This window comes from Aeribacillus sp. SP014 (assembly GCF_054055575.1).
Genome location: NZ_JBSRXI010000001.1, coordinates 540312 through 552774, shown reverse-complemented (window position 1 = coordinate 552774; position 12463 = coordinate 540312). Strand labels below are relative to the sequence as shown.

The following is a 12463-nucleotide window of genomic DNA, read 5'->3' as shown; positions in this document are numbered from 1 at the left end:
TTAAATTTAGGACATTATTGTTCGTCCAATTCTTCCTCATCGAGATCGAAATCAGCATCCAACTCGTCATCTTCTACATCGTAATCATCGTCAATTAGTTCATCATCAAAGCCTTCATCATCTTCTTCGTCCTCAAAATCATCGTCTTCTTCATCAAGATCAAGCTCTTCTTCATCTACATAATCGTCAAGATCGTCATAGTCAAGATCGTCTTCAACCAAGTCTTCATAATCGTCAAGATCTTCTTCATCGTATGCAATCTTCGCTTTTTTCTTCTTCGTTTTAACCGTCGGCTGGGTTTCTTCTTCAATTTGATCGAGCGGATACCAGCTCTTAATGCCCCAGCTATTTTCCCCAATGCAAATAAATTTTCCATCTATATTTAAATCCGTATAAAACTGTGCAATGCGTTCGGTCGCTTCTTCCTCCGAAAGCCCTAATAAACTGCTAACTTCTTTCATTAATTCTTCAAACGGTATAGCTTGCCTTTTTTCGGAAAGAATAAGGTAAGCGATATCCACCATCGACATTTCTTTCAGCTGCTCCTGCGAGTATTGCGTTAAGCTCAAGGTCAGGCACTCCCTTTCTCGTCTTTCATCTATCTTTATTAAATGAAAGGGCAACGAAAATAGAATAAAGCATGATATAATTCCGAATGATGAATGCCGCCCTTTCAGTGATGTACCATATGATACGTTTGCATACCATTCATTATAAACAAATTTTACAACTTTATGCTACCGTATTGTGTCTTGATTTTAAATTTTTTCGTCAAATTCCATTGTCTATCTTTCTATTTTTTAAAATCTTAAGGCGCCCTTGTGGCGCCTTTTAAAATTGCTTTCTATCTAATCATATCTTTATGAAATGAGCTCTTGCTCCTTCGATTCGCCAAAAACAGCTTTTTCCAGCAGCTCCGCTACATCGTACGTTTTCACTTTATTTTCAACCTCTTTTGCTTTCGTTCCATCTGTCAGCATTGTTAGACAATATGGACATCCGGAGCTGATCACGCTTGGATTGACAGCCAGTGCTTGTTCGGTGCGCGCAACATTGATGCGCACTCCCGTGTCTTCCTCCATCCACATAAGACCGCCGCCGGCTCCACAGCACATGCCCGTTTCCCGATTCCGTTCCATTTCAACAACTTTTACACCTGGAATGGATGCCAAAATTTCACGGGGTGGATCATAAATTTCGTTGTATCTTCCAAGATAACAAGAATCGTGGAAAGTAATCGTTTCATTCACTTCATATTTCGGAACGAGCTTCTTTTCTTTCAACAGTTTTGCTAAAAGTTCTGTATGATGGTATACTTCGGCTTCAAAACCGAAATCCGGATATTCATTTTTAAATATGTTGTAAGCATGCGGGTCGATTGTAACAATTTTCTTCACATTATATTTTTCAAATTCGGCTATGTTGCTTGCAGCAAGCTCTTGAAATAAAAACTCATTGCCGAGGCGCCTCGGTGTGTCACCTGAATTTTTCTCTTTATTTCCTAATATAGCAAATTTCACACCTGCTTCGTTCAAAAGTTTAGCAAACGATAAAGCTATTTTTTGGCTGCGATTATCAAATGATCCCATGGAACCGACCCAGAATAAATATTCAAACTCCTCGCCTTGCTTTTTCAATTCCTTCACCGTTGGCACGTAGACATCTTCTTGTGATTTGCGCCAATTTTCCTTATCTTTGCGGTTTAGGCCCCACGGATTTCCTTGCCGCTCAATGTTTTGCATCGCCCGCTGCGCATCCGGATTCATTTTTCCTTCTGTTAATACAAGGTAGCGGCGCAGGTCAATGATTTTATCGACATGTTCGTTCATTACTGGACATTGGTCTTCACAATTCCGGCACGTCGTACATGCCCATATTTCTTCCTCTGAAATGACCTCCCCGATGAGGCTTGGATTGTAGTCGAGAGCCGCCGCCGCTTCACCTGTTCCCTTTTGCAGCGACTGAAGAGCCAACTGATTTCCCATCGTATTTTGAAATGCCAAGGCAGGCACCCAAGGGGACTTGGAAGTGATGGCAGCCCCTTTATTTGTTAAATGATCCCGAAGCTTTATGATTAAATCCATCGGCGAAAGCATTTTTCCAGTACCAGTCGCCGGACACATATTTGTACACCGTCCGCATTCAACACAGGCGTACAAATCGAGAAGCTGCGTTTGCCGGAAATCTTCAATTTTTCCGACTCCATATGATGTTTGAGTTTCGTCTTCAAAATCAATTTTCTCCAACTTCCCTGGATTTGACAAACGACTTAAAAAAACATTGGCAGGTCCTGCAATTAAATGGGCATGTTTAGACTGAGGGACATACACTAAAAATGTGAGCAAAATGAGCAGGTGCACCCACCAAAAAACGTAAAAAATAACAGCGGCGCCTGTTTCACCGACAAAGCCCAGCAGGAAAGCAGCCGATGAGGCAACAGGTTCACTAAAGCTTCGTTCATATCCCCTCCAAATCATGTACATACCGTTTCCAAGCAGTACAGACAGCATTAATCCGCTGATAAAAATAAGGACAAGTCCGGATTTAAACCCTCGTTTTAAACGGACAAGCTTTTCAATGTATCGCCGGTAAAAAGCAGCAACTACCGCTACTAAAATAAGGAGGGTAACAATTTCTTGGAAAAAGGTGAAAATCGGGTATAACGGTCCGAAAGGCAAATGGCTCCCCGGAATCAGCCCTTTTAAAATGAAATCAATCGCACCGAATTGGACAAGAATAAAGCCGTAGAAAAAAATAACATGAACCCAGCCCATTTTCTTGTCTTTTAATAGTTTTTTCTGTCCGAACACATTGACCCAAATCCGTTCGAAACGTTCTTTTACCTTCCCGTCGAATTCTTCTTTTTTTCCAAGTTTGATATAAGCAATTCTAGTTTGAATTAAATAAATAAACAAATACACCGCGTAAACGGTTACAAGCAAAAACGCAAAAAAATTAATCCATAATAGTGTATTCATTATTCTCCCCCATTCATAAAATCCCCCTGTTGTATTTGACTGAAATTTCGGACGTTTCTTAATTATATTATATAATGAATGAACGTTCAGTCAATTCACCAAATCGTTGAAAATCGGAACCATTTTTCCTTTGTTTCGTATATAATGACAGTTATTTATTTCTAAAATATTGAACAAATTCCAAAATTTATTTGTTAATTTTGCTAGAGGAGTGCCGGAAAAATGGATACGACTGACATTGTCGGGCTCATTAAACAACACCATCATCAAATAAAAAAAACTGTCAAAAGGACTGTGAAAAACGAATCTCTTGTTGATGATATCGTCCAAGAAGTTTGTATTAAAATATATATATATTTTCAAACGAATGATATGCCTACCAATATCAGCGCTTGGATTACGACTGTCTCAAAAAATACAGCCACCGACCATCTTCGAAAAATTCAACGAAACAATCATTTGCTAAACCATCTGCAGCAAGAAGCAATTTTTCACAACTGCTCAGAATGGAATCCCGAATCCGAGGCCTTATTAAAACAAATGATTGAATATGTGCAAAATGCATTAAACGAAATGGATCCTAATACAAAAAAGATTATTCTATTGCGGCAGCAGGGATTATCCTATACAGAAATTGCCCAGCAGATGAATTTGCCTAAAAATACGGTGAAAACAAAAATTTTCCGCGGCCGAAAACAGTTAATGACATTTCTGCAAAAGAACGGGGTTTTTCAAAATGATTTATGAGGATGTTAGTTTTCAATATAACTAAGCGACCAATAATCTCTGCAACGACTGCCGGGCGTTTGCTGAACAACTCAAACAGCGTTCACATCGCTGTGGAAAACTCTCTTGACCTAGAAATAGAGCCTGCAATTTACTTTTGGATCGCGTTTTTTGTTTTTCGCTTTTTTCATTGTCTGCTTTTCCATAGTCTCAGCTGGTTCAGCCTCATTTCAAAAAGCAGTATGATGGATCCTGTTTAATACAGCAAAAAATGAATAAGCTCTTCCCTATAATAAACAAAATACAAAAGGGGTTATAACTCAACAAACAGCACAGCTGTCGGAAAATAAATAGCATGTCTCCTTCAAATATATGCAAACAAAAAAGCAAAAAGCCCTTTTTCACACAATAACTTGTTGAAAAAAGGCTTTTTCTGCTCTCTTCGTTTTAACATCCTGGAAAATGAGGTGCGATTAGGTTGAAATCGGAAAGCATTCCTATTTCCCTTTTACTCGAATCATTTCCCACATCTAAATTCGTTACATTTTTTCAGGAGCGGAAACGCCAATTAAGGTAAGGGCATTTTTCAGCGTGATTTGCGTTGCTTTCATAAGAGCAAGCCGCGCCTTAGATTTCATTTCATTGCTTGCATCAAGCACCTTTTCTGCATTGTAGAAGCTGTGTAGCACAGATGCCAGCTCAAAAATGTAATTCGTAATCCGATGCGGAATTCTTTTCTCTGCGGCTTCAGCGACAACGCCAGGGAATTCACCAAGCTTTTTTAACAGCTCTATTTCTTTCTCAGATTGAATTTCATTCAAAAGATCGCTTTCGTTTGCATTGTAAGACAGGCCTTGCTCGTTTCCTTGGCGGAGAATGCTGCATACACGCGCATGAGCGTATTGTGCGTAATAGACAGGATTTTCATTTGATTCCGATACAGCCAAATCCAAGTCAAAATCCATATGCGAGTCGCCGCTTCTCATAGCAAAAAAGTAACGAACGGCATCCAAGCCGACTTCTTCGATCAATTCTCTCATCGTGACAGCCTTGCCAGTACGTTTTGACATTTTCACTTTTTCGCCGTTTTTAAAGAGGCTGACCATTTGCATAATTTCCACTTCAAGAATATTTTGATCATACCCCAGCGCCTGAATGGCTGCTTTCATTCTCGGTATATAGCCATGATGATCCGCGCCCCAAATGTTTATCAGCTTATCAAAGCCGCGATCCAATTTATCTTTATGATAAGCAATATCTGGTGTTAAATACGTATAAGACCCATCCTTCTTAATCAACACTCTATCTTTATCATCGCCAAATGCAGTAGAGCGGAACCATGTTGCCCCGTCCTGTTCATAAATGTGGCCGTTTTTCCGAAGCATGTCGAGCGCCTCATCAATTTTGCCGCTTTTGTATAGGGATGTCTCAGAATACCAAACATCGAAGGAAACGCGAAATTCTTCGAGGTCTTTTCTAATTTTCTCAAGCTCATATTTCAGACCGAGGTCACGGAAAAATTGCAGCCGTTCTTCTTCGCTTTTTTCAAGCAGACTGTCGCCATATTCATCAGCAATTTTTTTTCCGATTTCAATAATATCTTGTCCATAGTATCCGTCTTCAGGCATTTCCGCTTCTTTTCCAAGCGCTTCTAAATATCTTGCCTCTACGGACAGAGCTAAATTGTGAATCTGATTTCCAGCGTCATTAATATAATATTCCCGGGTTACATCATACCCCGCTTTTTCTAAAATGTTGCAAAGAGAGTCGCCGAATGCTGCTCCGCGCGCATGCCCTAAGTGAAGATCTCCCGTCGGGTTTGCAGAAACGAACTCCACTTGGATTTTTTTACCTTCCCCAACATTTGATTCGCCGTATTTGTCACCCGCTTGAATAATGGCTGGAATCAACTTAGTTAAATATTCATTATTCATGAAAAAATTAATAAAGCCCGGACCAGCAATATCAATTTTTTCAATGGATGCTTTCGCTCGATCAAAATGTTGAACAATTTCCTCTGCAATCGCCCGAGGCGCTTTTTTAGCTATGCGAGCAAGCTGCATGGCCATGTTTGTTGAGTAATCGCCGTGTGCTTTTTCTTTCGGCACCTCTAAAATAACTTCCGGAATTTGCTCCTCTTCTGCGATGTTTGCTTTCAATACAGCATTTTTTATTTCTTGTTTCAGCTGCTCCTTTACTTCATCTACAATGTTCATTCAATGCTCCTCCTTCTTAAATTGAATGCTTAAACTGTGTAAACGAGGGGTATCTCCATTTATTTCGAGCAAATATTCTATGCTAAGTGTACCATGTTTTTCTTCATCTGTATGCCAGATAAGCGATTTTGTCTCTGCTGCGAGCTTCAGCGTCCCGTACGGTGTTTCATAATTGGCATACGTTTTTTGTCCCTGCTTGAAGCGCTGTCTTAAGCGAATGCCTCCGGAACGTATGAGAGTCGTTTCCTTTTCGCTGATTTTGATTAACGTCTTAACGGTTTCATCATCTTGAATCTCATCATAAACCAAATAAAAAGTGTGCTGCTTTTTGAAAAATTCCCCGGTTGTATAAAATTCAATCCGCTCTTCTTCTGTTTGATTTTGAAAAATCTTGTTTTGAACATAAATTTGAACAGGTACGCGCATGTCTTTATATCATCCTTTTTAGGGATTTATTCTATATTTTAGTGGAAATCATTTGCTGTTAAAAGCTTTATATTGGCCTGCCTGCCGCTTGACGCTCGATCCAAGCTGTTCAGCTTTTGAATAATAAAAAGCCATAGCAGAAGCACTATGGCAGAAAAATGACTTTACTTTCTTTTTGCCACCCAGCCTAATAACATTTCGCGAATCAATTTGCTCGCTGTATTCGCTGTTTGTTCTGAATGGTCATATACAGGTGCGACTTCAACTAAATCAGCGCCGACAACTTTCACATCAGAACGGGCAATTTCATGAATAGAAGCAAGCAGCTCTTTTGATGTAATGCCACCAGCATCGACTGTTCCGGTTCCCGGCGCGTGAGCAGGATCCAGCACATCGATGTCAATCGTAACATATACAGGTCTTTGTGAAAGTTTCGGAAGAATCTTTTTGAGCGGCTCGAGCACTTCAAATTTGGCAATGTAAAGTCCAGCCTCTTTCGCCCATTCAAACTCCTCCTTCATCCCAGATCGGATGCCGAATGAAAAAATATTTTCCGGGCCAATCAAATCGCTTGCTTTCCGGATCGGAGTGGCATGAGACAGAGGCTCGCCTTCATAATGCTCGCGCAAATCTGTATGCGCATCGATATGAATGACCGCTAAATTTGGATATTTTTTATGCATCGCTTTAATGACAGGCCATGTTACAAGGTGCTCTCCTCCAATTCCGAGAGGAAATTTATCCGCTTTTAAAATTTTGTCCACAAACTCTTCAATCAACTCAATGCTCCGCTTTGCATTTCCAAACGGAAGAGGAATATCGCCTGCATCAAAATATTTTACGTCCCCAAGCTCACGATCTAAATAAGGACTGTATTCTTCCAATCCGATGGAAACCTCCCGAATGCGGGCCGGACCGAAACGGGAGCCTGGCCGGTAGCTGACTGTCCAATCCATCGGCATTCCATAAATGACTGCTTCACTTTCCTCAAAGCTTGGATGGCTTCTAATAAAAACATTTCCTGAATAAGCTTCATCAAATCGCATGGACATCACCCTCCTGTCTGAAAAAGCAAGAGGCTGATCCCTCTTGCTTAAACTGTATCATGCTATTCGCTTTTTGTTCAGTTTTCCTAAAGGCTATTTAATTATTTCGGAAACAAACTTCGGTAAAGCGAATGCAGCTTTATGAATTTCTTTCGTGTAATATTTAGAATCCAAGTCAAAGAAACGATCGTCACTTACCTCAATTGGATCATATTTCTTCGATCCGATCGTGAACGTCCACAGCCCGCTAGGATATGTCGGGATGTTTGCAGTATATAGCCTTGTAATCGGGAAAATCTCTTTCACATCATGATAGACATTTTTTATCAAATCTGCCTTAAACCAAGGATTATCCGTTTGCGCGACAAAAACGCCGTCCTCCTTCAAAGCTTTGGATATTCCTGCATAAAACCCTTTTGTAAAGAGGTTGACCGCAGGACCGACAGGCTCGGTTGAATCAACCATAATGCAGTCATATTGATTTTCGCTTTGTGCAATGTGCATAAAGCCGTCGCCAACTTTCACTTCAACGCGTGGATCATCTAGTTTTCCGGCAATTTCCGGCAAGTATTTTTTTGAATACTCGATCACTTTGCCGTCAATTTCTGCAAGTGTTACTTTTTTTACACTTGGATGCTTCAGCACTTCACGGATAACGCCTCCGTCTCCTCCTCCGACAACTAGCACATATTCTGGCTTCGGATGAGTAAACAACGGTACATGGGCCATCATTTCATGGTAGACAAATTCGTCTTTTTGCGATGTCATTACCATTCCATCCAAGAAAAGCATGTTGCCGAATTCTTCTGTCTCCACTACCTCCAATTTTTGGAATTCGGTCTGTTCTGTATGTAAAGTGCGTTTAATTTTCATCGTAATCCCGAAATGTTCTGTCTGTTTTTCTGTATACCAAAGTCCTCCCAAGATTTAATCTTCCTTTCATATGTTTTTCCAATATCTTTCCCTAATTTGAACAGACAACACGTAAACCTCAAAAAAAGTATAGTGGAATCTATCAAAATTGCAAAGAATAAATTTCATTTTTCATAGGTGGAAGTTTAAAAACTTGCGAATCACCTCATACTGAATAACAAAACGAACGGGCTTAAGAGGTGATGGAAATGGAAGCGATGACGCCAAAAGGCATTCGTCTTACCATCAAAACAATCCGGGCATTATTTTTTATTCATTTTTTTGTTTTTGCTGCGGCAGCTATTTGTATTGCGGTTGTTTTGATTGCGGCTAAAGTACAAGGCGCTCCTTCCATTGTTGTGCCGCAATCAACTGTATTGTACGCAAGCAACGGAACGAAAATCGGTGAGGAGCATCACGGCGGCCGCCGTTTTTGGGTGGAGCTTGATGAAATTTCACCCTATTTAATCAATGCGACAATCGCTATTGAGGACAAAAATTTTTATGATCATCACGGTTTTGATTTTAAACGAATAGCAGGTGCTGCCGTTGCCGATCTCAAAGCGATGGCAAAGGTGCAGGGAGCCAGCACGATCACCCAGCAATACGCAAGAAATTTATATCTTGGATTTGAAAAAACGTGGGCTCGGAAAATGACAGAAGCTTTTTATACCATTCGGCTCGAGATGAACTACTCGAAAGAAAAAATTTTAGAAGGCTATTTAAATACAATATATTATGGACACGGAGCCTACGGGGTCGAGGCGGCCTCCCGTTATTACTTCGGCAAAAAGGCAAAGGACTTGACGCTCGCCGAAGCCGCTCTACTTGCCGGCATTCCGAAAGGACCGTACTCCTATTCACCGATGGTGAACTATGATTTATCAAAAAAAAGACAAGAGATGATTTTGCAGACAATGGTCAAACAAGGGTTAATTACAAAAAAAGAAAGTGAACTGGCTGCAAAGGAAAAATTAACGTTCAAAACGAACGAAAACACCAAAACAGAAAAGTTTGCCCCCTATTTTCAAGATGAGGTTATGAAAGAAGTAAAAGAAATATTGCAGGACCACCAATTAATTGAAACAGCCGGTCTGAAAATTTTTACTACTCTTGATCCAAATCTGCAAAAAATTGCTGAATCGACCGTAGAAAAAGTCATGAGGAAAGACTCGGATATCCAAGTTGCCTTCTCGGCAATCGATCCGAAAACAGGCGAGGTAAAAGCTCTAATCGGCGGACGGAATTATAAAGAGAGCCCTTTTAACCGCATGACTCAGGCAAAACGTCAGCCTGGTTCAACGATTAAGCCGTTTCTATATTATGCAGCCTTGGAAAATGGATTTACGCCGTCCACAACGCTGAAAAGCGAGCCGACAACGTTCCATTTTCAAAATGGAACAAACACGTATTCCCCGGGCAACTACAATGGCTACTACGCAAATGATGAAATTACATTAATAGAAGCCCTTGCTTTGTCCGATAATATTTATGCTGTTAAAACCCATATGTTTATCGGTATGGATCAATTAATAAAAATGGGAAAGCTTTTTGGAATCGGAGAAAATTTTAAAATGGTTCCGTCGCTAGCTTTAGGAACTTCTCCCGTAAGGCCGCTCGATCTCATGAACGCTTACGGCATTTTAGCGAACGGCGGTCAAAAAATAAAACCGATATTTGTCCGTAAAATCATTGATAAAAATGGAAAAGTCTTGTATGAGGCAAATGTTAAAAAGGAGCAAATTCTAAATGAACAAACAGCCTTTATCACCGCACATTTAATGACCGGCATGTTTGATCGAAAGCTAAACAGTTATACAACTGTTACAGGGGAAAACATTATCGATCAACTATCAAGGCCTTTTGCTGGGAAATCCGGGACGACAAAGACTGACAGCTGGATGATCGGATTTGCCCCGCAGCTCGTAGCAGGTGTATGGACAGGTTATGACAAAGGAAAGACGATTGACATGGTCGAGGAACGAGCCTATTCGAAAAAAATTTGGGCCGGCTTTATGGAAGAAGCGTTGAAACATGAACCTGTAAAACAATTTAAGCCGCCTGAAGGAGTTGTCGGTGTTTATGTCAATCCGGAAAACGGGCTTTTAGCGACGAAAGAATGTCCCGTCTCCCGCCTTGCGTATTATGTGAAAGGCACGGAACCAACAAAATATTGCATGGAGCACCTCGACAATATGGAAGAGCCGAAAAACAGCGGGCGGAAAAAAAAGGATGAACCATTATGGAGAAGGCTTATGCCGTGGTTTTAGACATATAGGCAAAATAAGGGTTTGCGCATAGTCTTGACGCAAGCCCTTATTTATTTTTCAAAGAAGATGCAGCTCCTATGATATACTATAAAAAAGGACGATATATATTCAGATGTCATAACAAGAGGCCAGTCTTTGTAGAAATCGACCGATTACATGTATGCTACAGCTCTTATATTTTTCGAAAGCTTCAGCGAAGAATCTGAGGAAAAATAAACGAAATAGCCGATTTCTACTATCCTTTTCATGCTTAAAAACACACGACTGAAAGGATTATCACAGCAATGAACGAATTATTAAAACAGCCGGAATGGAGAATCATCGATCATTCAAGCTTAGGACTCTTTTTTGATGCCAAGCAATCATTCGCTTACGATGATACGTTGTGCACGACAGTCGGGAGCGGCATGTCCCCCGCGACAGTCCGCACTTGGGTGCATCATGATACGATTGTTCTCGGCATTCAAGATACAAGAGCCCCGTTTTTAAAAGATGGAGTAGATTTTTTAAAAAAACAAGGATATAAAGTCATCGTTCGAAATTCCGGCGGGTTGGCTGTTGTTTTGGATGAAGGGATTTTAAACGTATCGATCATTTTACCGGAAAAGGAAAAAGGAATTGACATTAACCGTGGTTATGATGCAATGAAGGATTTAATCTGTTTCATCTTGAAACCGTATGGTGCAGAAGTCGAAGCAGGAGAAATTGTCGGTTCATATTGTCCCGGGAGCTACGACCTCAGCATTCACGGCAAAAAATTTGCCGGCATTTCTCAGCGCCGTCTTAAGAGAGGCGTAGCGGTTCAAATTTATTTATGCATCACAGGAAGCGGAGCAGCGCGCGCAAACGTGATTAAACAGTTTTATGACAAGGCGGCAAAAGGAGAAGCCGAACATTTCAAGTTCCCAAACGTAAATCCGAGCACGATGGCGTCTTTACATGAATTATTAAAGGTGAAGTTAACCGTCCAGGATGTGGTGCACGACCTTTTTGCAGCTTTACAACATTTGAGCGGCCGCATTTATTCCTCCAATTTAACCGACTTTGAACTGGAATTGTATGAAGCAAACTTCATAAGAATGATAGAGCGGAATGAAAAATTTTTGCCTAATATTTAAATCGGGAAGGGAGAATGTTATGTTTAAAAAAGTAGCTTCTGATGTTTTAGGATTAAGTGATATCGGCACGGTGATCAAGCCGGAGGATTATGATAAAGTGGACGCGGATGATTATGTCATGCATGAGGATGGGGAAAAAATCTACTTCCTCATTAAGTCGAAAACCGACGAGTATTGTTTCACAAACAAAGCGTTAATCCATGTTGACGGCACAAGCGCTGTCAGCAAAAAACGAACTTTAAAGCGGTATGACTACTATACCCACCGCATTTCAAACGTTTTGCTTGAAACGGCAGGGACTATTGATTTAGATGTAGAAATCAAATTCCAAATTGGAAACACGCCTTTTTCCATTGATGTTCATAAAAAACATTTAGAAGAGCTAAAAGATTTGTATAAAGCGTTGATTAAAATAGAAGAAATTTCAAACGATCATGACAATTATATGGAGTATGCAAAACAAAGCCTGCAAATGGCCGCCTCTGTTTTCACCAACAACCGCATAAATGAAAGCAATATTTCCGAGCAATTTAAAGAAATTAACGATATTGCGTTCAATTGGCTGATGAATGCGAAAAAGCAATACAATTTAAAAGATTACGGGTTTGTGTTTGACCTTTTTATCCAGCAATAAAACACTAAATAAGTGCCTAAAAAATAAATCAAGCAGAGAAAAACAAACCGTTTCTCTACTTGATTTTGTATGTTTGATTGAAAGTAGCTGGCGAATGCTTGCTACTTTTTAGTATGTTGCGGATAATGCCGCAATCC

Annotated in this window: 10 protein-coding genes; 4 read left to right on the top strand and 6 right to left on the bottom strand. The window is 40.3% G+C overall.

What is annotated here, in order from left to right; all coding sequences use genetic code 11:
* Window positions 1-14: 14 nt before the first annotated feature.
* Together rpoE and ACVIJU_RS02830 are read right to left on the bottom strand one after the other, a co-directional pair.
* Entirely contained in the window at window positions 15-569 is a 555-nt protein-coding gene (gene rpoE, locus ACVIJU_RS02835) for a DNA-directed RNA polymerase subunit delta (RefSeq protein WP_063389044.1), read from the bottom strand.
* 291 nt (window positions 570-860) lie between these two features.
* Window positions 861-2978: a (Fe-S)-binding protein gene (locus ACVIJU_RS02830; protein WP_456687216.1), complete on the bottom strand. Its 2118-nt coding sequence runs from the start codon at window positions 2976-2978 to the stop codon at window positions 861-863.
* Window positions 2979-3200: 222 nt separating this feature from the next.
* On the opposite strand from ACVIJU_RS02830, the gene ACVIJU_RS02825 reads away from it, so the two are divergent.
* The gene (locus ACVIJU_RS02825) at window positions 3201-3725 is read left to right on the top strand and encodes an RNA polymerase sigma factor (RefSeq protein WP_063389046.1); all 525 of its coding nucleotides are present in this window, start codon (window positions 3201-3203) and stop codon (window positions 3723-3725) included.
* 518 nt (window positions 3726-4243) lie between these two features.
* On the opposite strand, the gene argS is transcribed toward ACVIJU_RS02825, so the two are convergent.
* The 4 genes from argS to speE form a co-directional block, all read right to left on the bottom strand.
* Window positions 4244-5920, bottom strand: coding sequence for an arginine--tRNA ligase (argS, locus tag ACVIJU_RS02820; protein ID WP_066251345.1), 1677 nt, complete (start codon window positions 5918-5920; stop codon window positions 4244-4246).
* Window positions 5921-6346: a DUF1934 domain-containing protein gene (locus ACVIJU_RS02815; protein ID WP_063389048.1), complete on the bottom strand. Its 426-nt coding sequence runs from the start codon at window positions 6344-6346 to the stop codon at window positions 5921-5923.
* Window positions 6347-6510: 164 nt separating this feature from the next.
* Window positions 6511-7392: an agmatinase gene (gene speB, locus ACVIJU_RS02810; RefSeq protein WP_063389049.1), complete on the bottom strand. Its 882-nt coding sequence runs from the start codon at window positions 7390-7392 to the stop codon at window positions 6511-6513.
* Between the two features lie 93 nt (window positions 7393-7485).
* Window positions 7486-8316, bottom strand: a complete 831-nt coding sequence (gene speE, locus ACVIJU_RS02805; RefSeq protein WP_082829608.1) for a polyamine aminopropyltransferase — start codon at window positions 8314-8316, stop codon at window positions 7486-7488.
* A gap of 197 nt (window positions 8317-8513) precedes the next feature.
* On the opposite strand from speE, the gene ACVIJU_RS02800 reads away from it, so the two are divergent.
* The 3 genes from ACVIJU_RS02800 to ACVIJU_RS02790 all read left to right on the top strand — a co-directional run bounded on the left by ACVIJU_RS02800 (window position 8514) and on the right by ACVIJU_RS02790 (window position 12326).
* On the top strand, window positions 8514-10574 hold the full coding sequence (locus ACVIJU_RS02800; protein ID WP_456687215.1) for a transglycosylase domain-containing protein: 2061 nt from the start codon (window positions 8514-8516) through the stop codon (window positions 10572-10574).
* A 284-nt stretch (window positions 10575-10858) separates the two neighbouring features.
* On the top strand, window positions 10859-11692 hold the full coding sequence (locus ACVIJU_RS02795; RefSeq protein ID WP_456687214.1) for a lipoate--protein ligase family protein: 834 nt from the start codon (window positions 10859-10861) through the stop codon (window positions 11690-11692).
* Window positions 11693-11711: 19 nt separating this feature from the next.
* A complete protein-coding gene (locus tag ACVIJU_RS02790) occupies window positions 11712-12326 on the top strand; it encodes a PH domain-containing protein (RefSeq protein WP_456687213.1) in 615 nt (204 codons plus the stop codon).
* Window positions 12327-12463 lie beyond the last annotated feature (137 nt).